Annotated in this window: 19 protein-coding genes; 15 read left to right on the top strand and 4 right to left on the bottom strand. The window is 42.3% G+C overall.

Annotation, left to right across the window (positions count from 1 at the left end; all coding sequences use genetic code 11):
* Positions 1–14: 14 nt before the first annotated feature.
* The 10 genes from SNE25_RS31185 to SNE25_RS31140 all read left to right on the top strand — a co-directional run bounded on the left by SNE25_RS31185 (position 15) and on the right by SNE25_RS31140 (position 12,184).
* A complete protein-coding gene (locus SNE25_RS31185; RefSeq protein WP_321562916.1) occupies positions 15–1,484 on the top strand; it encodes a complex I subunit 4 family protein in 1,470 nt (489 codons plus the stop codon).
* A gap of 22 nt (positions 1,485–1,506) precedes the next feature.
* Complete coding sequence (locus SNE25_RS31180; protein ID WP_321562915.1) at positions 1,507–2,886, top strand: NADH-quinone oxidoreductase subunit N; 1,380 nt, start codon at positions 1,507–1,509, stop codon at positions 2,884–2,886.
* A gap of 57 nt (positions 2,887–2,943) precedes the next feature.
* Positions 2,944–3,585, top strand: coding sequence for a DedA family protein (locus tag SNE25_RS31175; protein ID WP_321562914.1), 642 nt, complete (start codon positions 2,944–2,946; stop codon positions 3,583–3,585).
* A gap of 19 nt (positions 3,586–3,604) precedes the next feature.
* Positions 3,605–4,153 (top strand): inorganic diphosphatase, encoded by a 549-nt coding sequence (locus SNE25_RS31170; RefSeq protein WP_321562913.1) that lies wholly within the window; start codon positions 3,605–3,607, stop codon positions 4,151–4,153.
* 3 nt (positions 4,154–4,156) lie between these two features.
* Positions 4,157–5,497 (top strand): hemolysin family protein, encoded by a 1,341-nt coding sequence (locus SNE25_RS31165; RefSeq protein ID WP_321562912.1) that lies wholly within the window; start codon positions 4,157–4,159, stop codon positions 5,495–5,497.
* A 113-nt stretch (positions 5,498–5,610) separates the two neighbouring features.
* Positions 5,611–6,321 carry a 16S rRNA (uracil(1498)-N(3))-methyltransferase gene (locus SNE25_RS31160; protein ID WP_321562911.1) on the top strand — a complete coding sequence of 237 codons (711 nt, stop codon included), beginning with the start codon at positions 5,611–5,613 and terminating at the stop codon, positions 6,319–6,321.
* Positions 6,318–6,980: a DUF4159 domain-containing protein gene (locus SNE25_RS31155; protein WP_321562910.1), complete on the top strand. Its 663-nt coding sequence runs from the start codon at positions 6,318–6,320 to the stop codon at positions 6,978–6,980. Before SNE25_RS31160 ends, SNE25_RS31155 begins: the two co-directional genes overlap by 4 nt.
* Positions 6,981–7,091: 111 nt before the next feature.
* Complete coding sequence (locus SNE25_RS31150; protein ID WP_321562909.1) at positions 7,092–7,592, top strand: acetyl-CoA carboxylase biotin carboxyl carrier protein subunit; 501 nt, start codon at positions 7,092–7,094, stop codon at positions 7,590–7,592.
* 128 nt (positions 7,593–7,720) lie between these two features.
* A complete protein-coding gene (locus SNE25_RS31145; RefSeq protein ID WP_321562908.1) occupies positions 7,721–10,765 on the top strand; it encodes a SusC/RagA family TonB-linked outer membrane protein in 3,045 nt (1,014 codons plus the stop codon).
* A 15-nt stretch (positions 10,766–10,780) separates the two neighbouring features.
* A complete protein-coding gene (locus SNE25_RS31140) occupies positions 10,781–12,184 on the top strand; it encodes a RagB/SusD family nutrient uptake outer membrane protein (protein WP_321562907.1) in 1,404 nt (467 codons plus the stop codon).
* 241 nt (positions 12,185–12,425) lie between these two features.
* Here the strand turns inward: SNE25_RS31140 and SNE25_RS31135 are convergent, their stop codons facing one another.
* Positions 12,426–14,159 (bottom strand): SUMF1/EgtB/PvdO family nonheme iron enzyme, encoded by a 1,734-nt coding sequence (locus tag SNE25_RS31135; protein ID WP_321562906.1) that lies wholly within the window; start codon positions 14,157–14,159, stop codon positions 12,426–12,428.
* A gap of 229 nt (positions 14,160–14,388) precedes the next feature.
* Between SNE25_RS31135 and porV the strand changes: the two genes are divergently transcribed.
* Together porV and ispF are read left to right on the top strand one after the other, a co-directional pair.
* On the top strand, positions 14,389–15,546 hold the full coding sequence (gene porV / locus SNE25_RS31130) for a type IX secretion system outer membrane channel protein PorV (RefSeq protein ID WP_321562905.1): 1,158 nt from the start codon (positions 14,389–14,391) through the stop codon (positions 15,544–15,546).
* Positions 15,546–16,028 carry a 2-C-methyl-D-erythritol 2,4-cyclodiphosphate synthase gene (ispF, locus tag SNE25_RS31125; protein WP_321562904.1) on the top strand — a complete coding sequence of 161 codons (483 nt, stop codon included), beginning with the start codon at positions 15,546–15,548 and terminating at the stop codon, positions 16,026–16,028. Before porV ends, ispF begins: the two co-directional genes overlap by 1 nt.
* 248 nt (positions 16,029–16,276) lie before the next feature.
* Here ispF and SNE25_RS31120 read toward each other — a convergent pair whose 3' ends face one another.
* From SNE25_RS31120 to SNE25_RS31110, 3 genes are all read right to left on the bottom strand, one after another.
* Positions 16,277–19,735: a glycosyltransferase gene (locus SNE25_RS31120; protein WP_321562903.1), complete on the bottom strand. Its 3,459-nt coding sequence runs from the start codon at positions 19,733–19,735 to the stop codon at positions 16,277–16,279.
* Between the two features lie 66 nt (positions 19,736–19,801).
* Complete coding sequence (locus SNE25_RS31115) at positions 19,802–19,963, bottom strand: FeoB-associated Cys-rich membrane protein (RefSeq protein ID WP_321562902.1); 162 nt, start codon at positions 19,961–19,963, stop codon at positions 19,802–19,804.
* A gap of 58 nt (positions 19,964–20,021) precedes the next feature.
* A complete protein-coding gene (locus SNE25_RS31110) occupies positions 20,022–21,215 on the bottom strand; it encodes a hypothetical protein (RefSeq protein ID WP_321562901.1) in 1,194 nt (397 codons plus the stop codon).
* Positions 21,216–21,353: 138 nt separating this feature from the next.
* Between SNE25_RS31110 and SNE25_RS31105 the strand changes: the two genes are divergently transcribed.
* The 3 genes from SNE25_RS31105 to SNE25_RS31095 are packed head-to-tail and all read left to right on the top strand — an operon-like array spanning position 21,354 to position 23,068.
* Positions 21,354–22,358: an NAD(P)H-dependent glycerol-3-phosphate dehydrogenase gene (locus SNE25_RS31105; RefSeq protein WP_321562900.1), complete on the top strand. Its 1,005-nt coding sequence runs from the start codon at positions 21,354–21,356 to the stop codon at positions 22,356–22,358.
* 31 nt (positions 22,359–22,389) lie between these two features.
* A complete protein-coding gene (locus SNE25_RS31100; RefSeq protein ID WP_321562899.1) occupies positions 22,390–22,701 on the top strand; it encodes a hypothetical protein in 312 nt (103 codons plus the stop codon).
* A gap of 40 nt (positions 22,702–22,741) precedes the next feature.
* Positions 22,742–23,068: a hypothetical protein gene (locus tag SNE25_RS31095; protein ID WP_321562898.1), complete on the top strand. Its 327-nt coding sequence runs from the start codon at positions 22,742–22,744 to the stop codon at positions 23,066–23,068.
* Positions 23,069–23,250: the final 182 nt, after the last annotated feature.

Genomic DNA, 23,250 nt, shown 5'->3' with positions numbered 1-23,250 from the left:
TTTACCATATAACAATGACTGTTAGTATATTAATTTTTTTACCAGTAGTTGCCGCAATTATTGTAGCCTTATTAAAAAATGGGGTTGCCAAATATGCTGCATTGTTTTTTTCTGTTGCCGAACTGGTAATAGCGGGTATATTTTTAAGCCGTTTTACACCTGATGCAAGCACGCAGTTTGCCATTGATGTGCCATGGATAGCCAAATTTGGTATTTACTTTAGTGCCGGTATTGACGGTATCAGCATGATCATGGTATTGCTTACCACGCTGCTTGTACCGCTTATCATTTTATCGACCTTTGAACACCAGCACAAAAAAGCAGGTGCATTTTATGGCTTGATATTGTTTATGCAAGCCGGCCTGCTGGTTGTATTTACCGCTTTAGACGGATTTTTATTTTACGTAGGATGGGAAGCTGCCCTGATACCTATTTATTTTATATGTGCCCTGTGGGGCGGTGAAAACCGCATCCGCATCACTATTAAGTTTTTTATATACACGTTCGCCGGTTCGTTATTTATGCTGGTGGGCATTATTTATATGTACCTGCAAAACCCAGGCAAAACGTATGATCTGCATGAGTTTTACCGGATAGGTTTAGACGTGCATCACCAGTCGCTGGTGTTCTGGGCGTTTTTCCTGGCCTTTGCTATCAAAATGCCGCTGTTCCCATTCCATACCTGGCAGCCCGATACTTATACCGAAGCCCCAACGGCCGGTACCATGCTGTTATCAGGTATAATGCTTAAAATGGGAATTTATGGAGTTATCCGCTGGTTAATACCTAATGCACCTGCGGGCTTTTTACATTGGCAAAGTCTGGTAATGATACTGGCTGTTATTGGTATTGTATATGCATCGATAATAGCATTTAACCAAAAAGATGGTAAGCGTTTGGTAGCTTACTCATCTATAGCGCACGTTGGGCTTATAGCCGCGGGCATATTTGCCTGGAATGCTACAGGTGTTCAGGGAGCGCTGATACAAATGCTCAACCACGGTATTAATGTTGTAGGTATGTTCTTTATCTGGGACATCATCAGCCGCAGAATGAATACCCGTGAAATAAGCGAGTTGGGTGGTATAGCTAAAGTAGCACCACAGTTTTCTATAGCATTTTTAATTATTGTACTGGGGACTGTTGGCTTGCCGCTAACCAATGGTTTTGTAGGTGAGTTCTTGTTATTGAACAGCGTGTTCAACTACAGCGCTATTCATTATATGAACATTACGATATCGGCCATTGCTGGTTTAACCATTATTTTTGGAGCGGTGTATATGCTGCGTATGTACAAAAATGTAATGCAAGGCGAAACAAACGAACTTACCGCCACATTTACCGACATTACCGCATCAGAAAAATTAACATTGGGTATTATTTGCATCCTAATCATTGCTATAGGTGTTTATCCGCATCCTATTATGCATATATCTGAGGCGGCAGTTCATAATTTAATACAATCAATAAACGCAAAACTCTAATTGATTTAGAATTTCGAAATAAATGAATACTTTAATCATCATATCTGTTTTACCTATAGTGCTTTTGTACCTCGGCTTGTATAAGGCTACAAAATCATTATTGCCGGTTACTATTGTTGGCCTGTTAGCCGCTTTAGGTTTAGCCATTGCCCAATGGAATAATGTTGCTGAGCCTATTTACCATGGTATGATGATGTTTGATAATTTCTCCATCGCTTTCTCGGGTATCACCATTATAACTACAATCCTTATCCTGATGTTATCGGGTGGGTACTTTGAAAAGATCAGTAAGAATGTGGCCGAGTATTATGCCATCATCCTGTTTTCGCTGGCCGGTATTATTGTAATGGTTTCTTTTTATAACCTGGTGATGCTGTTTATCGGTATCGAGATCATGTCGGTAAGTTTATATATTCTGGCTGGTATCAAGAAAAACGATTTCGCGTCAAACGAAGCTGCTTTGAAATACTTTTTGATGGGGGCTTTTTCAACAGGTTTCTTGCTGTTTGGTATCACCCTCATATATGGATCAACCGGCACGTTCAGTTTGGAAGTAATACGCGATTGGGTTATATCGCACCCACACCACATCGACCCGATGTTTTATACAGGCATAGCGCTCATCATTGTTGGCCTTTGCTTTAAAGTAGGCGCAGCCCCTTTCCATTTCTGGACACCAGACGTGTATGAAGGATCGCCAACGCTTATCACAGCGTTTATGTCAACCGTGGTTAAAACCGCAGGCTTTGCCGCGTTCCTGCGTTTATTTTCAGCTTGTTTTGCCCCGCTATCTGACTTTTGGGTGCCAGTACTATTGATCATTACAGTGATCACTTTATTTATTGGTAATATCACGGCGTTGTATCAGCAAAGCTTTAAGCGTATGCTGGCATTTTCAAGTATATCACATGCCGGTTACCTGCTTTTTGCTATTGTAGCTTTGGGTGCAGGTTCGGCCAATTCGGTATTTATTTATGCCACTGCTTATTCTATCGCCTCTATCATCGCCTTCGGGGGCTTGATACTCGTACAACAGCAAAATGGCAACGATAATTTTGAAAGCTTTAATGGCCTGGCAAAGCGTAACCCATTCCTGGCGTTTGTAATAACCATTGCTATGCTTTCGTTAGCCGGCATACCATTAACAGCGGGCTTTATAGGTAAGTTCTTTATGTTTTCGGGTGCGCTGGCTAAGTACCAGGTTTGGCTGGTTATTATTGCAGTAGTAAATGCTATTATCAGTATTTTCTATTATTTCAGGGTTATTATAGCTATGTATTTCCGCTCTGCCGATCGCTCAGAACTGATTGTACCTGCTTATTATAAAATCGTATTTGCCGTTGCGGCATTGGTAACCATCATTATAGGTATCTATCCTGATTTTATCGCCCGGTTCATTTAATCAGTAAACGGATAACTGCAAATTGATTTAATATTTGTAGTTTTACAGATATAGTGAATGGAAAGTTTTTGGGAATACCTTCAAAATTTAACGGACGCTCAATCCATCATAAGCAGGGGAGGCTTTTATCTCTTGCTTATTGTTGTTTTTGCTGAAACCGGCTTGTTTTTTGGCTTTTTTCTGCCGGGAGATTATCTGTTATTTATGGCAGGCCTGCTGTGCTCAGCAGGCAAGGTTGATGTATCTATATCCACATTAGTATTATCGCTTATTGGAGCCGGGATATTGGGAAACTTTACCGGTTATTGGTTTGGCTACCGCACTGGTCCTGTACTTTTTAATAAGAACGATTCATTATTCTTTAAGAAACGCTATGTAACGCTTGCCAGCGAGTTTTACAACAAGTACGGTGGCATGGCATTGATTTTAGGCAGATTTTTCCCCATAGTTAGAACATTTGCTCCTATATTTGCAGGTGTTGTAAAGGTTGATATAAAGCGGTTTACTTTATTTAACTTTATAGGTAGCGTTACCTGGGTATGTACATTTACGTTAAGCGGTTTTTTTTTAGGTAAAAGGTTTCCGCAGTTAAAAGATTACCTGCAGTACATAGTGTTAGGGCTTATAATAGCCACCTCAATACCGCTTATTGTGGCTTATGTAAGGAAGAAGATTTTAGAAGCAAAAGAAAAGAAATAATATAAATATAATATACTAAATGAGTACACTGCACCCCTGGCACCAGGTTTCTCCCGGTGAAAATATCCCTGAAATTGTAAATGCAATAATCGAGATACCGAAAGGCTCAAAAGCAAAGTATGAGATTGATAAGGATTCCGGTTTATTGAAATTAGACCGCGTATTGTTTTCATCGGTTATGTATCCGGCCAATTATGGCTTTATCCCTCAAACTTACTGCGATGATAAAGATCCGCTGGATATTCTTGTTCTTTGCTCTATTGATGTATTTCCTATGTCTATCATCGAAGCAAAGGTTGTTGGCGTGATGCACATGGTTGATAATGGCGAGCAGGACGATAAGATCATCGCCGTAGCAAAGAATGATATGTCTGTAAACTACATCAATGATCTGAACGAGCTGCCCCCTCATGCCATGACCGAGATAGTTCGTTTCTTTAAAGATTATAAAAAGCTGGAAGGCAAAAATGTAACCATTGAACACCTGTTAGGTTTACGTTATGCGCATAAAGTGATACAGGAAAGTTTGGAATTGTATAAAACTACTTTTCCGACGCACAATTTTTAATTAATGGCCCCCGACCTCGAAATAAATGGCTTTTATATAGCTGCTACACTTGCACTGGTGGCGCTTAACGGGTTCTTTGTAGCCGCCGAGTTTGCCATGGTACGTGTACGGGGATCGCAGATTGAACTGCAGGCCAAAACCGGAAGCCGCATGGCCAAGGTGGCGCGGGGCATTATGTATAATTTAGATGGTTACCTGGCTGCCACGCAGCTGGGTATTACCATTGCTTCGCTGGGGCTTGGTGTTGTTGGCGAGGGGGTGATGACTACCATTATGCTGAGGTTATTTTCAGAAATGGGATTAACAATTACCTCTAACATTATTATAAATATAAGCCATATAACAGCATTTACGCTCATTACGGTATTTCACATTGTATTTGGCGAGCTCGCTCCCAAATCGCTGGCTATACAGCGTTCAATACGTACCGTAATGACCGTTTCATTACCACTCCGTATATTTTACGTTACCTTCCGGCCGTTCATTTGGACACTGAACACCTTTGCTAATTTTATATTGAAGTTGTTGGGCATACAGACCCTACCCGGCGGCGAGGCTCACCATAGTTCAGAAGAGCTTCAATACCTGCTTGAGCAGGGCCGCGAAACAGGAGCGCTTGATTCAAACGAGCACGAGCTGATCCAGAATGTGTTTGATTTTAATGAGCGTGTTGTTAAAAATATCATGGTGCCCCGTACCAAGATATCAGGTATTGACATAGCATCAACCAAGGAGGAGTTGCTTGATATGATCATTACCGAAGGTTACTCCCGCATGCCGGTTTATGATGATGTGATTGACAAGATAATTGGCGTTGTACATGCCAAAGATATTCTGCCGTTATTAGCCCGTAATGAAGAGGTCGTATTAAAAGATATCATCAGGAAACCCTACTTTATACCAGAAACTAAAAAGATCAACGATTTGATGGCCGAACTGCAGCAAAAACGCATACAGATTGCCATTGTGCTTGACGAGTTTGGCGGTACTGCAGGTATGGTTACCCTGGAGGATATTGTGGAAGAATTGGTAGGCGAGATACAGGATGAGTACGATGAGGAAAAGCCTATTGTTGAAAAAGTAAACGACCGCGAATTTATAGTTAACGCCCTTGCGCCGATATACGATGTGAACGAGCATTTACCGCATGACCTGCCCGAGGATGGCGATTTTGATACGGTGTCTGGTTGGCTGGGCGATATATTTGGCAAGATCCCCGATGTAGGCGAGCAAAAAGAATCAAACGGATATAATATTACCGTATTAAGAAAATCAGACCAGAATATTGAGTCGGTTAAGCTCGAGCTGCTTATAAATGAAGAAGATGCGGTAGATTTACATTAGTATCAAAATATGGTATCAAGTAGTTAGTATCAGGTATCAGGATTTTTTAAGCTTCATGAAACAGATACGGATGTCGTGATACTTGATGCTAACTACTTGATACTTCTATCAATATGCAACTTTTTTATACTCCTGATATTGAACCCACGCACCCGCAATATTTTCTTAGTGAAGAGGAAAGCAAACACGCTATACGTGTTTTAAGGCTTGAAACAGGCAGCGAAGTGCAGCTGATTGATGGTAAGGGAGGTTTTTATACCGCAGTTATCCATGATGCCCATCCCAAACGTACCATCTTAAACATCACATCGGTTACAGAAGGATTTAACAAGCGTAGCCATCACCTGCACATAGCGGTAGCCCCTACAAAAAATATTGAACGCCTGGAGTGGTTTTTAGAAAAAGCTACGGAGATAGGTATCGATGAGGTCTCACTCATTATCAGTCAGCGGTCGGAGCGCAAAGAAGCTAAGGTTGATCGCCTCAGCAAGATCATCACCGCGGCCATTAAACAATCCATTAAAGCATATCACCCTGTTTTAAATGAACCGGTAAAGCTCAGTGAGCTTTTATCGCGGCCATTTGACGGGCAAAAATTTATGGCCCATTGCGAACCCGGAAAAAAACTAAGCCTGCGTAATGAGTTAATATTACAGAGCCGCTATCTCATTCTTATAGGCCCGGAAGGTGATTTTACCCCTACCGAAATTGAAACTGCTTTGCAGAACGGTTTTAAACCAATAACTTTAGGCGAAAGCCGGCTGCGTACTGAAACTGCTGCACTGGAAGCCTGCTTTGAGGTGAATTTTTTAAACCGGATATGAAATTGGCTAAATATATTACAATTGCTTTTATTGCCGTCGTAGCCATGAGCGGTTTTAATACACCAGCCTATAAAATTGCGCGGCTCAAGTATAATGGAGGAGGCGACTGGTATGGTGACCGTACTGCTTTGCCAAACCTGGTAAAATTTTGCAACGAGAATTTAAAAACAAATTTTGAGGCCGAAGATGATGTTGTTGAAGCCGGCAGTGCTTCTTTATTTAACTATCCCTTTGTTTTTATGACAGGCCATGGCAACGTGATATTTACCGATCAGGAAGCCCACAATTTGCGCAAATATTTAACGGGCGGAGGGTTTTTGCATATCGATGATAATTATGGTCTTGATAAGTTTATTCGTCCGCAAATGAAAAAGGTTTTTCCCGAGCTTGACTTTGTTGAGCTGCCGGTTAATCATCCGATTTACCATCAAAAATATAGTTTTCCTAACGGCCTGCCCAAAATTCATGAACATGATGGTAAACGGGCACAGGGTTTTGGATTGATATATAAAGGCAGATTGGTATGCTTTTATACCTATGAGTGCGATTTGGGCAACGGTTGGGAAGATTATGGTACCTATGCCGGTGATACCCAGGAAAGTCGCTTAAAAGCCTTAAGGATGGGTGCTAACCTTGTCCAATATGTATTTACCCAATAGATTTGTAGTTGGTTGTTTTTCTATTCTCCCCTAAAATTAATCACCTCGATTTTTTTTGCAGCCTTTCAATAAAAACCAATAACTTTAAATTTTGCAAAACTCATCGCTCTAATGTACCAGTTAAAAGTAAATACCCAATATGATTTTGAGATAAACCGGACCGGATCAGACTTGCTGGTTAATAATGCTAAAGCTAATGTAGATATTAAGCATATAGCAGGCAACGTATATCATGTTATCGGTAACAATCAGTTATCATACAACGTAGAAGTAGTAACTTTTAACTGTACCGAAAAAACGGCCGAAATAAAGGTGAATAACACTATCTACGCTATTTCGGCAAAAGACCAGTTTGATTTATTACTTGATAAGCTTGGTTTAAGCAACCTGAATAGTGCAAAGGTAAGCGAAATAAAAGCCCCCATGCCGGGTATGGTACTTAAGGTTTTTGCTGCCGAGGGCGATAGTGTACAAAAAGGTGATAACCTGTTTGTACTTGAAGCCATGAAAATGGAAAACATTATTAAGTCGCCGGCTGCTGTTGTAATAAGAAAGCTAAAAATAAAAGCTGGCGACAAGGTTGAAAAAGGGCAAATTTTAATTGAATTTTAGTGTTTTTGGCATACTTTTAACCAAAATTTATACCAATATTGTTATAAACACCTTAATTTGATAAGGCGCGGTTGATTTTGTGCCTTTTTATAAATATATTACTTCTTTTTATCTGAAAATTCCCCCTTATGAAGAAAAACTTACTAACAATTTTGTTGTTATTCTCCTGTATCTCATTTGTTTTTGCACAAAATCGAGTTATATCAGGAAAGGTAACAGACCAAAAGGACGGGGCGCCCTTGCCTGGGGTAAGTGTAACCGTGAAAGGAGTTTCGGGCACCGGAACTCAAACTGATATTAGTGGCTCTTATAAGCTAACAGTACCTGCTACTGCCAAAATACTTGTTTTTGGGTTTGTTGGCTATAAGCCGGCCGAGATTGCCATAACCGGCGATGTAATCAACGCACAGATAGAACCTGATGCCAAACAGCTTACCGAAGTTGTGGTAGTTGGTTATGGTACGCAAAGCCGGCGTTCGTTAACCGGTTCGGTATCAAAAATAAAGGGTTCAGATGTTGCAAACATTCCTGTGCCCAGCTTGGAATCGGCCATTCAGGGTAAAACGCCGGGTGTTTATATACAGGCCCAAAACGGAAAATTAGGACAAGGTATACAGGTGCGCATCCGGGGAGCATCCTCTATATCTGCTGGTAGCCAACCCTTGTATGTTGTTGATGGATTGCCTATTACAGTTGATAATTTTTCAACCAACGACGCATCAACCAACCCGCTGGTTGACTTGAACCAAAATGACATCGAATCAATAGAAATTTTAAAAGATGCATCTGCTGCCGCGATATACGGTTCAAGGGCATCAAATGGAGTTGTGCTGGTAACAACTAAAAAAGGCAAGGCCGGTAAAACTAATATTACCTACAATCAATACTGGGGTTTTAGTAAACCTACCCGTGAACGCAAATTTATGAATGCCAGGCAGTATGTGGCTTACATGAGGGAAGCTGCTAAAAATGGGGGATACTCAAGTGCCACCATAGAAGACCGGTTAAAAAGATATTCTGCCGGTAACGATGATTATAAAACTTACAAGGTAAATACCGATTGGCAGGATGAAATTACCCAGCACGCCCCTGTACAAAACTACAACCTTGTGTTTTCAGGAGGCAACGATAAAACCAAGTTTTATATATCTGGTACCTACAACAATCAAAAAGGTTATTTGATAAGTAACTCGCTTAATCAGTACAGCTTTAGGGTAAATCTCGAAAATCAGGCTACCAGTTGGTTAAATGTGGGAGCTAACCTGAGCTTATCACGTACCCGGAATAACCGTTTGGATAATGACAATGCCTTTTCAACACCAGAACAGGTTGTTGCTTTAGCGCCTATTACACCGGCCATTGACCCGCGTACAGGCTTAATAAGTGGTGCACTTGATCCTGCCACCGGCGAGCCAAACAGTAATTATCCAACATATTTTAATCCGCTGTTAAATGTAATCAGCAGTTATTATAAAACCACCGATTACCGCAATCTTGGGAACGTTTTTGCTGAGGTGAAATTATTACCTTCTTTAAAGTTCAGATCTGAAGTTGGTGTTGATATATTAAACTCCGGGGAGGATACTTACAACGGAAGTCTTACAGTGCGTAATTCTACTACATCAAACGGAACCGGCTTTAGTTCATCCGTAACTTCAATGAACTTTAATACCAATAACTTTTTGCAGTTTACCCAGGACATTGGCAAAAGCAATATAAGCGCGGTTGGCGGTATGACCTATCAAAGGCAGCAAAATGATCTTAATCAGCTAACTGGTACCCAGTTTCCGAGTGACGCTTATAAAAAGATAACCAGCGCGGCCGATCTTACTTCCGGTTCGTCAACCTCTACCGCCTATTCTTTACTATCATATTTTACGAGGGTTAACTATAGCTTTGATGAAAGATACCTGGTATCATTAAGCGGCCGTATTGATGGTTCATCAAGATTTGGCGCTAACCACCGTTATGGGTTTTTCCCCGCAGGTTCTGTTGGTTGGATTATTTCGCAAGAGAATTTTATGAAAGAACAGAACACGGTTTCTGAATTGAAGTTAAGGGCAAGTTACGGTCTTACAGGTAACTCAGAGATCGGGAATTTTCCTGCCCGCGGACTGTTCAGTGCATTTGGATATGCCGGTGTGGCAGGAGCAAGGCCAACGCAGCTGCCTAATCCCGACTTGAAATGGGAAACTACCGCGCAGGCCGATCTGGGTTTGGATATCGGTTTTTTTCAGGGACGATTATCTGGAACATTTGATGTCTATCAAAAGAAAACAAGGGATATGTTATTGAATGTACAGGTACCGGCTACATCTGGTTATACAACTATCACCCAAAATTTTGGTAAACTGCAAAATAAAGGCTTCGAATTTCAGATAGATTCGAAAAATTTTGTTGGAGCGTTTACCTGGTCAACCAGCTTCAATTTTTCACTCAACCGTAACAAAGTTACTGACGTAAAAGGACAAATAATACAGGGAAGCGGAGACGCGGTGAATCAAGCGGTTGAAGGTCAGCCATTAGGCGTATTCGTAACGGCCGAATTTGCCGGTGCCGATCCGGCTAATGGCGATGCGCTCTGGTACGTAAATGCGACCCCTGGCGACAGGACCACTACAAACGATTATAACCTTGCTAAACAGGTAAAAGTTGGCGACCCTAACCCTGATTATATAGCGGGTTTAACTAACACGTTTACCTACAAAAATTTTGATTTTAGTTTTTTACTACAGTCTGTTCATGGTAATGATATCTATAACGGCGCTGGCCAATATATGTCGGCAAGCGGCAGTAATGGTTATGATAATCAAACTATTGATCAGTTAGCTTCATGGAAAAAACCAGGTGATATTACTATGGTGCCCCAGGCCCGTTTGTTTGGAGGTAATGGTATAAACCCAAGCTCAAGATACATTGAAGATGGGTCATACGTTCGTTTGAAAAATATAGTTCTCGGTTATAATTTCCCTAAAGAGCTGCTTTCTAAAATAAAACTCCAAAGTTTAAGAATATATGCGCAGGCCACTAACCTGGCAACGTGGACTAAGTACAAAGGTTGGGACCCTGAGCTAAACTCTGATGCCTTTTCGGGTAATATAACCCAGGGATATGATTTTTATGCTGCTCCTCAGGCTAAAACAATAACTTTTGGAATTAACGTGGGATTTTAAATTAAGCAGAAGACGATGAAAAAAATTAGATATATATTAATAGCATTAAGTTTATTCATGATGCTTTATAACACGGGCTGTAAAAAACAATTAGATATTAAGCCTGTAGATAATGTTGAGCAGGATTTGGCTATAAAAACGTCAAAAGATGTGGAAGGCGTACTGATTGGCGCATATACAGCTGCGGCACTTAGAGGTGTTTATGGAGGCCGGCTGATGTCAACCACCGACTTTTTGGCGGATGATGGTGACTTTTCTTATTTTGGGTCATTTTTTGACTACACTCAGCTTAGTAATAAAGCGATAACCATCAATAACTTTTATGTTGAAGGGGTTTGGGATGACGGTTATAATACTATAAATGTATGTAATACTGTTTTGGCCAATTTAAACCTGGTTGATCCAAATAAAAAGGACAAGGTAGAGGGTGAAGCGAGGTTTTTGCGTGGTATGACGTATTTTGATCTTGCCAGAACTTTTGGCAAAGCCTGGAATGATGGTACTCCATCATCAAATTTAGGGGTGCCAGTTGTACTTACACCTACAACTACAATACCGGGCATACAATTAGTTAAACGTAATACAGTTGCCGAAGTGTATGCACAAGCTATATCAGATTTAACAACCGCCGAGAGCAAGCTTGAAGTTGCTAAGTCAACTTATGCCAGCTCATCAGCAGCATCAGCAGTGCTGGCGAGAATTTATCTTACCCAAGAGAATTTTACCCAGGCAGAAGCCGAGGCAACAAAAATAATAAGCAGCGACATTTATAGTTTGGTGCCCTTATTTGCAGATGAGTTCCAGAATCCGGAGCAGCCAACACACGTATTCAATACCTCCGAAGATATATTTGCTATTCAAATGTCAAGCCAATCAGGCTTTAATGCGCTTAACGAAATTTTTGCAGGTTCGGAATTTGGCGGCCGTGGTGAAACTATCATGAACGATCAGCATTTTGATCTTTATGAAAAGGGCGACGACCGTGCCAATGAATTTTTTGATGATGGTGATATTTATACGGCCAAGTTTAATAATGTGTATGGCAATGTTGTATTGATACGCTTAGCCGAAATTTATTTGATAAGAGCGGAAGCAAGAATAAGAAGACCAGCACCTAATTTAGCAGGTGCTGCTGCCGACATCAATATAGTTCGTAAACGGGCAAAATTACCTAATACAACGGCCAACAATGCTACTACCTTGTTTGCTGCCGTTAAACATGAGCGCCGTGTGGAACTTGCTTTTGAAGGGTTTAGATTGAATGATTTAAAACGCTATAAAGAAAGTACCGTAACGAAAGACGAAGATGGCAATATAACTGCTACTTTTAATTGGGATTCGGCAAAACTCATATTCCCCATACCTAAGCGTGAAAGGGATGCCAATCCTAACTTAATTCAAAACGATGGTTATCAATAATCAGAACCGATTATAAGCTGTAACCCCGGTATTAGTAAAAGATGCCGGGGTTTTTTGTGTCCCGGTTCTTTTGATATAGCCTCGGGATAATAATTGGATCTTTGTCAGATATCATCCTGATGATTGCATTGCTTCAAGTAACTCTTAGGCTCCGGTTGTTTCATTCCAGAGAACTTATAAACAGGAAAGGCCGTTCTTTATCGAACGGCCTTTCCTGTTTATTATTTTATAATGCAGCCTCTTATCTTGATTTAAAGGCCTTAGCTTTTTTAATACTGTAATGCGGTTTACCCGCCGGGTAAATTTCAGGGGCACCAACCAAAGTCATCGCGCAGCGGAAACCAACTTCGGCACTCGCCTCATCCTGGTCCATAAAGCGGCGCGTTGCCGGGTTTAACCAGTAGGCCATATCGTTCCATGAACCGCCTTTATAAACTTTCGACCGGTTATTAACCAGTGTAGTGTTGCCATAAAGCGCCATGTTAACCGTATCCCTTTCTCCCCTCAAATCGGCATTAAAGGGTTTGCCAGAGTTTTTAGTAGCAAGCTGGGCGTTTGCATTAGCAGTGTTGGCAGCAGCGTTACCATTTGCCGGAGCTGCGGCCGCCGCACTGGCCGAATCGGCCTGGCCTTGCATTGCCAAAAGCTCGCTGTATTTTAATTTTTTATTCGATTTAGCCGGATCTTTAATAGGACGGCCATATTTGTCTTTAGCGTAAAGGCCTTTTGATGGGTCGGCCAAACGTTTATTGGTGTACTCGTTACCGCGGAAAGGGTTAAAATCATCAAACTCCTCAAATGAGGTTTGGCGATAAGTATCGGCCACCCACTCATTCACGTTGCCAGCCATATTGTATAAACCAAAGTCATTTGGCGCGTAGGCCCTTACCGGAGCGGTAATATCGGCTTTATCATTCAGATAGCCCCCAACACCGGCATTATCGCCGTTGCCGCGTTTAAAGTTAGCTAAAATCAAACCACGGGTTTTGCTTTTAGCCGAACGTACGCCTAAACCATTCCATGGATACATTTTGCCATCGTCAATGTTTTCAAACTGGGTGTTGCCCGCCAGTGCCAGCGCTGCGTATTCCCATTCAGCTTCTGACGGAAGCCTGTAACCTTGTTTAAGGATGCCATCTTCCATACGTACCGGCCTTACAGGTTTGCCACCCTTACCGGCGCCTGCTTGTGCATTAGGGCTCAAATCGGGCATCATCTTCTTGCCATCATATCCTGGACCTTTCAATTGACCGTTAAGGTATATTTCAGTATTAAATGGCTCCTGACCCCCGTTAGTGGCAGCAGCTGTTGTGTTGGCGCCGTTTGCTCCGTTAGCTGTATTGGCGTTGGCCGCATTTGTAGCAGCTGCGCCACCTGCACCTGCTTTACCATTACCATTTAAATCTTTCCAGGCTACCATTTTGCCTGATTCGCGCAGGATGTTCTCGTTGGTGCGATCTGTACGCCATTGGCAGTAATCCTGCGCCTGTTCCCAGGTTACACCCACCACAGGATAATCCTGAAAAGCCGGGTGCCGCAGATAGTTATCTACATAAGGCTCATTGTACGAAAGTGGTTTACGCCATACCAGGGTATCGGGCAAAGCATCATAATATAATTCACGGTCATTAGGGAAGGTGACGGCTGTCCAGTGCAGGTAATCAAGCCAGTCCTGGTTTGATACCTCAGTTTCATCCATGTAAAACGATGGAACAGTTACCCTGCGCCGCACATTATTGTAATCATAGGCAACGTCCTGATCGGCACTGCCGCCCATTACAAAAGTACCGCCTTCAATAGGCACCAAACCCGGGCCCGGAGAGGGGTGGGTTTGCCTGAAGCGCACATAACCACCATTGTTTTTGTCGTTATATGTGATCCCGGTTTTTTGCGACTGTTCGCGTTTACTGCAGCTGCTTACCAGGGCACCTAAAGCCAACAGCACCAAAGCAGATTTAGTAAAAAGTACTTTCATATTTTTACAGTTATATTGTCAGGTAAATTTAGAAAAAAATGAATATAATGCTAATGTACCTAAGCTATTATTAAAAATAAATCAAACTATTATCAGGCACTTGAACGAGGATTTGGCAAAATTGGTTGCATATGTTTACTTTTTTGGTAATGCAATTGTGTAAATTATTTCTCTAAATTGTGTAGTAAGTCTATATAGCTTTTAAATTATAAAAGCTAAATTGCACCCAATGAAGCTTTTTACCTTTCGCTGTATTGTTCATTTAGTGCTGTTTTTGCTTCCCTTTGCGGTTGCTGCGCAAACAGGGGGCACAAATCCAAACGGAAGTAATGTTAATGCAATACCTGTACAGGTACCTTTCCTGAATATCGCCCCCGATTCAAGGTCGGGTGCTATGGGTGAAGCAGGTGTGGCAATATCGCCCGATGTTAATGCTAATTTCTGGAACCCTGCAAAGCTGGCCTTCCTCGAAAACAACGATGCGCTTGCTTTATCATACAGCCCATGGCTAAGGCATCTGGTGCCCGATATCAGCCTGTCATACCTCAGTTACGCGCATAAATTAAGCGAGCGTAACACACTGGGTGCATCACTGCGTTATTTTAATTATGGATCGGTGCCGCTTACAGACATTAATGCTAATGATCTGGGCACCTACACCCCTAATGAACTTTCGTTTGATGTATCTTTTGCCCGTACGTTTGGTGAGAATCTTTCACTGGGCTTAACTATGCGTTACATCAGGTCAAACATTTCCAGTATAGGTTTTGCCGGTGGCTCGGGTCAGGTTAACAAACCCGGTAACGCGGTTGCTGCCGATGTTTCTTTATACTATAAAAAGCCGTATGGTGATGATAACCTTTTTGCCTTTGGGGCGCATATATCAAACATAGGATCGAAAATAAGCTATAGCGATGTGGAGCCAGCCTACTTTTTACCGGCAAATTTAAAAATTGGCGCAGCAAATACCTGGAATTTTGATGAAACCAATCAACTTACCCTTACGCTTGATCTGAATAAATTACTGGTGCCTACCGGGCGCGATTCAACAGGTATTATAACTGATGTATCCGTACCGTCGGGTATTTTCAGGTCGTTTACCGATGCACGGGGCGGTTTGAGCGAAGAGCTTAAGGAGATCAGCCTTTCGCCGGGTGCCGAATACTGGTATAATCAACAATTTGCCCTAAGGGCCGGATATTTTTATGAAAACCCGTCAAAGGGCGGCAGGCACTACCTAACGCTGGGATTTGGCCTGAAATATGATATTTTTAATTTTGATTTTTCGTACCTGGCTGCCAGCCAGCAAAACAGCGCTTTGGCCAATACGTTGCGCTTTACCTTGTCGGCAAATTTTGGCGGTACCACAAATGCGAGCAGAAGATAATGGGTAAAATTAAGGTAGGTTTTGGGTTTGATGTACACCAGTTAAAAGAGCAACACCCTTTTGTTTTAGGCGGCGTAAATTTAGAACACCATGCCGGTGCCTATGGCCATTCAGACGCCGATGTATTGTTACACGCCATTTGCGATGCCCTGCTGGGGGCCGCCAATTTGCGCGATATAGGCTTTCATTTTTCAAATACCGATAATCGCTGGAAAGGCATCAGCAGCCTGGTTTTGCTACAGCATGTGGTTGCGCTTATAAAGGAGAAAGGTTTCAGCATTGGTAATATTGATGCTATGGTATGCCTCGAAGCGCCCAAAATAAACCCGCATATACCCGCTATGAAAACGCATATAGCAGAAGCAGCGTCTATAAGCGAAGATGATATCTCCATTAAAGCTACTACCAATGAAAAATTGGGCTTTATAGGCCGCGAGGAGGGCGTGGTAGCTTACGCAGTTTGTCTTATTGAAAGAGATTGATATAACCTGTAGTCTGAAGACTACAGGCATAATTATTCGAAGTCTTCTGACTTCGAATAGCAAAAGGGGAAATAAATTAAAAGTAATACTTGGCCCAATCCTCTTTGCGGCGAAGCCGTAGGAGGGTGATCCAGCGAAGCGCAGATCGGGTGAGTCTTCCCAGGAAGCAAAGTAGCTCTAAGCAAAAAAGGCTAAGGTGATCACCTTAGCCTTTTTTTGTTGCGTTGGGCGCAATGTGTTATTACCGCCTAACTAAACCGCTTAAATAACAAGTATGACACTAAGGCCAATACCAGGACAATTACAACAATATATATCGGCTGTGTTTTGGCCTTTTTGGTTTTAACATTTACATTACCTGTGCGCTTCAGTACACCCCAACTGCTTAACTCACCTTTTAGCGCTTTTCTGATCGATTTAAACAGCACGTAGTACATCAGTTGCCGCCACATGAAACGCTGAGGTATAATGTAAATGAGCTTTTTGTAATCTTCTTTTTCCATACGGAAAGCAATGATACCCACCACAAAGTCAATCAGAACAAATGCTAAATAATAAAACAGCATTTTTTCGGGTTTGGCGCCAAAGAGGGCGAGTATCATCATCAGATCGGCCAGGGGCGAAAACAGCGGTAATATGATCTGGAAGATGAGGATATTAGGCATCCCCACCATCCCAAAGAACTTATACTTTTTATTGAACAGCGCATCCCGGTTTTTCCAGAAACTTTGTATTACGCCAAAGCTCCAGCGGAAACGCTGTTTTAGTAACATGTTAATAGTTTCGGGCGCTTCGGTATAGGCGAGTGCCTCCGCGCAATTCCTTACAATATAGCCCTGTTTTAGTATGCGCATGGTGAGGTCGCAATCTTCGGCAAGGGTGTCATAAGTAAATCCACCTGCCTTAAATATAGCCGATTTACGGAATGCGCCTATGGCACCAGGTACCACGGTAATGCTGTTAATGAGGTCAAATGCCCTGCGGTCCATATTCTGTGCCGTAATGTATTCGATAGACTGCCAGCGAGTAATGATATTAGTTTCGTTACCCACTTTAACGGTACCTGCCACCGCGCCTATCTCTTCATCAGTAAAATAGGTCATCAGGTGATAGATGGCGTCTGTTTTGAGCTGGGTATCGGCGTCAATACAAACTACATAATCGCTTTGAGCATGGGTAATGCCAAAGTTAAGGGCCGATGCCTTACCGCCATTTGGCTTGGTTAATATTTTAACCAGCGGGTTACCTTCATAAGCCGCATTAACTACCTCGTAAGTTTTATCTTTTGATCCGTCGTCTACAAAAATGATCTCGAATGACGGATATTCGGTTTTTAATAAACTTTGGATGGTTGCAACTGCGTTAACCTCCTCGTTGTAGGCGGGCACTATAATACTTACCGGCGGCAGCGGAATATCGGTGCCGCGCTGGCGTACCATCTTTTTATTTTCGCTATGCTGCCTTACCGCCAGTATGCCAATGAGTACAATACGGCCGATAGCCAGGAAAATAGCCGATAGGAATACATATATCAGTATCCAGTTGATGTAATAATAACCATGTACAAAGGCGTCATAAACAGGGCCAAATATGCCGGTGTTCGGATCGTTCTTTATGGGCGGCATCAGGTCGGCCTTGGTTTTACCCAATACATCGGCAATGGTGGTAAACTGGTAACCATTTTCCTTAAAGTATTTTATTATTGCAGGCAGGGCTTTTACTGTTTCTTCGCGGGTATCGCCGCCGGCGTCATGCAATAATATCATGGAGCCGTTATCCTTTTGCCTGATGGTGCGGGCAATAATACTATCGGCGGTTACGCCGGGCTGCCAGTCCCAGGGATCAATTGATTCGCCAATGGTAATGTAGCTTTGGCGGCGGCTTTCGGCAACGGGTATAACCTCAGCAAGGGTCTGCGGCTCGGCATCGGCATTAAACGGCGGCCTGAATAATATGGTACTGCGTCCGGTTATAGATTCGATGAGCTTACGGGTAGAGTTGAGCTCCAGCACAACACGGTCAAGACTGATGGTTGAAATATCCGGATGGAAAAAGGTGTGGTTACCAATTTCATAGCCTTCTTCGTATTCGCGGCGCACCAACTGCATATTTTTTTCGGCCATGGAGCCTACTATAAAAAATGCCGCAGGTACATTTTCTTTTTTTAATATATCTAAAATACGTGGCGTAAAATCCGGATCCGGGCCATCATCGAAAGTTAAAACAACTTTTTTAGGCGCATAACCATAGCGACGGATCACATATTTGGTTGGCAGCTTAATATATTGCTGATCGGTAATGGTATAGTTGGAGGTATCCAGCTTTACGTTGATCTCGCCGGTAGTTGGGGTGGTTATCAAATCAAGTACTTCTCCGTCGCCATCATAATCAACATTTACGCGGTTATTTAAACCTACGGAGGTCAGTTTCTTCAAATCGACACCTGTTTTCTTTAAAGAATCGATAGACAGGTTTTTCTGAAAGAACGACCACAGGCGCGGATCTTCTACACCCAGGCGCCATAACGCCACACCGCCGGTTCCCCAGTCGTCGGCCATGCGGATGATGTTAAAGTTGGTGGCAGCGTCAGTAAAATAAATGGTATGTTGCAGGCTGTCCTGATCAATATAATTGAAATGGAGGTTTGCAGACATCGGGTCGAAGGTGATCTTGCTTTTTTTCTCCTCGGCCGTACTAATGGCCTGTTGGTAGCCTATTGATTTTCCTACGCTGTTTTCAGGCCAGTCATAGGCGCCACCCGCAAAGGTTAAAATAACCTTCTCGCTGGGTATTTTTGAACAAACGTCATCAAGTATCTGCTCTACCCAATGCTGATTCGAAAGATCGCCCGCATTGCTCGCTTCGCTATGCTCATCAATAGCCATAACAAACAAGTAGTCGTTATAATGCTGCAGTTTAACGATATCATAGGCCTCATCTTCGGGTACTATATTTTGGGTAACCAGGAAATTTTTAGCATGCAGGGTGGTATAAAGCTGCTTCAAAAAAGCTAGGTAGGTTTTGCTGTTCCGGTCTTTGATATCGTCAAGATCAACATTTATGCCTTTAAACTTACCTTTGGTAAGCGCGTTAACAATGCTATTGATAAAGCCGTCGCGGAGTTTTTTGTTCTTAATGATACGTTCAACATCCTTAGTGTCATAACCACCGCTCACATTATTGTAATTCACATAGTTGGAGAGGGTAAGTAAAACAGGCTTGTTGTATTTTTTATTCAGATTGGTAAGGCCGGTATCAACCTTGGTAATTACGGTATCAACACCCGGGGCAATAGAAAAGCCCTCACTGATCACCATATCCAGGTGACCCAGGTTGGTTATTAAGGAATTATAGGCCTGAGGTTCCCAGGCACGGTAGAAGGCGGCGTTAATGCCATCTTTGTTATTAGGATGTTTGATCTGATGCAGGCGCCTGGCGCGCTCCATAGCCTCAATCTCCGACTTTTGTATGCGGAAAGATCTGAACTTGGTTGATTTTTTTAACTGTTCCAGTTCCTCTTTCGACATTTTTTTTGGTGTCGGGTTCAGATTTGGTAGATCGGGATAGTAAGTTGATTTTATGGTAACTATAACGGCTACTATCCCAATAATAAGAACTGCAAGGAGTACACGGCTGAGCCACTTGAATTTATTCCATCTACCCGGAGAATCGGCCTGAAAAACTTGCTTGTGCTTGTTTGAAGACATTAAGTGAAATTACTTTTATTAAAAGTATTGTTTACAGATGAAGATTTAATGAATGGTATTTGCCGGTTATTTTTGTGTTTTACCAGGTTCAATACCAGAAAAATCAACACCGCATTTACAATTACTACCACACCCTTTTTTGGCAGTCAGGCTCTTATACATCATACGACCGATGTAGAAAATCGCGCCAGCAAAAAGAACTATTACTATAATGGCCTGAATATTCATAATGCAAAAATACACATTTTTAATTTATACGTTTTAGATGCACCAAATAGTATAAGGTTTAACGTGGCATAAAGGCAATTGTTCCGCCAACCCAGTTAAAATCTTTATTATAGCGCACCCCTATCATTTTTCCACGGCTTAGCCTGGCCAGGTTAATGGCCAGTGTAGGCTTCGCGTCTCCATCTGGCCACAGGTACAGCAGGCGTATTTCGGCTTTTACACCGCCATCGGGCGCCTGCACTACAGGCTCGTAGTTTACCTTTTGCTGTAAAATCCAGTTTTCCGGATCGGTTATATTTCTGATGTCATTTTCCGTAACATCAATAATTACCCCCTGGCCCGCAAATGAGAACAACGGTTTGAGCACATAGTTTTCCAGATCGGCAGGAATTTGACTTATTTGATGCAAAAAATGTGTTTGGGGTATGTAATCGCCTTTTAAAAAAGGCATGGTAAACTTGCTGATGCGGTAAAACCAGTTGGGATGGGTTATCCACTCTACATCAAGTGGCCGGCGGATATCAACCACCCTGTCAAAAATGGTATCATCGCCATCTATCTCATCAAATATCAGCCTGTTATAAATACGCCTGATGCGTTTTTTTTCACCACCAGTCTCATAAAAAAGTTGATTGCCCAGCTGTTGAAGGTCGCTCAGTGATACTACCGGAATGCCCAGGTATTGCTGTGTAAGATAAAAATCTACCGCGGTTTTTTGTTCGGGGGCGTTTACATCCATCAGCACCACTTCGTCGGGCCGGAAGGGGCCGAGGATGGTTTTTTTGAGCAGATACATATACGAATCTTTATCAAGCTCATTAAAATAAACAGTTTCATCGGCGGGAATCTCAAAAACCTCCCGATAGGTATCACCCAAATGAACCTGAAAGCCGTACAATGACGGAAAGCCCTGCAGCTCGATAAGCTGCGGAACGATGTGGCCATCGGCGTTTTTACAAATGCCAAAATCAAGGGCTATAAAATGAGGATGCCCGGTTTCGTTGGCCACCCGCCATTTATCGGGTATAGCACGTTCTGTAAGCTCCTTAAAACCGGGTTGTAAAATGGTATCAATAATATCGTCACCCGCGGCTATGAGCTTGTTTGTAAAGTCGGCAGTCATGAAAACCGGCGTTTCGGCTACCCTGAACGGTACATCAGTGTGCAAACCGCTATTTAACCGGTTTAAGAAAGCCTGATACTTTTGGGGAGTGAAATCCTCATTAAATGTTTTGCGGGCAGATGGGTGCATAAGTAATATAGCTTAACCAAACTTAACCAATTTAGTTTATTTTAACTCTTTGTGTTTGGTATGATATTGCCTACTTGAAAAATCTGCATAATATTTCATTAATTTGCTGTGTCAATTAAAACCTGACCACACTACCTAATGCATAAAAAGAATAAGATAGCGGTTATCGGCGGAGGGAGCTGGGCGACAGCCAATATTAAAATGCTGGCTGATAACACTACAGAAAAGGAAATTTTTTGGTGGATGCGTAACGCCCAGGCAGTTGAGCATTTGCATAAATTTGGGCATAACCCGCATTACTTAAGCTCGGTTGAAGTAAAATTACCTAAAGAAAATATCTCCAATAACTTAAAGGATATTATACAGCTTGCCGATACTGTACTGCTTAACGTACCCGCGGCGTTTTTAAAAGAGGCGCTGAGCAGTATAACTCCTGCCGACCTGGCCGGCAAGAAAATAGTATCGGCTATAAAGGGGATTGTGCCCGATGAAAACTTAATTATTGGCGAGTTTTTAAACCGCAAAATGGATGTTTCATTCGATGATTTTATGGTGATCAGCGGACCGTGCCATGCCGAGGAAGTAGCGCTGGAAAAGCTATCATACCTGACCATAGCCTCGCGCGGTACGGCGCTTGCCGCTGAATTTGCCGGCATGATCAATACCCGTTACATTAAAACCATAGTGTCTGACGATATTTATGGCACCGAATATGGCGCGGTATTAAAAAACGTGTATGCTATTGCCAGCGGCATTTGCCACGGAGTAGGATATGGCGATAATTTTCAGGCGGTACTCATATCAAACGCTATACGTGAGCTGGAAAGGTTTGTAGCTGCGGTACATCCGATTGACAGAGATATTAAAGAGTCGGCTTACCTGGGCGATTTGCTGGTTACCGCTTACTCGCAGTTTAGCCGCAACCGCACCTTTGGCAATATGATAGGCAAGGGGTACACGGTAACATCGGCCCAACTGGAAATGAATATGATAGCTGAAGGTTATTATGCAGTAAATTGCCTACAGCAGGTAAATAAACAATACAAGGTAAGCATGCCTATTTGTGATGCTGTTTATGCTATTTTATACCAAAAAAGCCCGCCCGTATTTGAAATGAAGAATTTGGCAGAAAAATTGAGCTGATTATTATAAATAAACTTAATTACAGCCTCTTATGAAAAATTTATTCAAAATAGCCATGTTTGCTGCCGGAACTTTCATGATTTCGCCGGCTTTTGCCCAAACCCACAAGGATTCAACACTGGGCCATAAAATTGGCAATACCGCAAAAAAAGTTGGGCATAAAACATCCGAAATAGCGGCTAAGGGCGCATCGGGTGTGGTTGATAAAAAATATGAAGGTAAAGTTGGTCCGGGCGGCCAAACTATTTATATCGATAAAAATTCTTACTATTATTACATCAACAAAAAGGGCCACCGAGTATATGTTAAAAAAGCAAACCTGGTTGATAAGCCCGCTCAATAATAAAAGCAACAGCACCGGCTAAGGGCATAAGAAACGCATTATGAAAAAAAACGCTTTAATGGTCCCGGTATTTGGATTACTATTATTTGTCGCCGCCTGCGGCGCTGAGCCCGAGCACCCGGTTAATAAGAAACTGGTAGGTAAATGGATGTCAAAAAACGGTGATACCCGGCTGGAAATAACCGATAAGGGATTTACCATGGACGACGGCAAGCCTGTTACCGAAGATTATTTTGTATTAAATGATACCATTTTTACATCATACGAAGGCAGCAGGCCTTTTACCAAGTTCCTGATCAAAAACCTGGACGACCATAAGCTTACACTGTTTTATCCGGATTCGGATATTGTAGAATTTTCGCGTTAAAAAACAAAAGCCTTCGCTGCTGGCGGCAGGTTGAAGGCTTTGTTAACAAAACTAAACTAAAACTAATGCTTCTTTACCAGGGAAGCTATGAAAACAATCTTTATTATTCAGAGTCAAGAGATTAGAATCAAGAGCCAGGACATTTGCTTTAATAGCTGAGGCGTTTTGTCTTGATTCCTGAT

Source organism: Mucilaginibacter sabulilitoris (genome assembly GCF_034262375.1).
GTDB classification, from domain to species: Bacteria; Bacteroidota; Bacteroidia; order Sphingobacteriales; family Sphingobacteriaceae; genus Mucilaginibacter; species Mucilaginibacter sabulilitoris.
The sequence above is the reverse complement of the archived record's forward strand: the minus strand, read 5'-3'. Positions and strand labels throughout refer to the sequence as shown.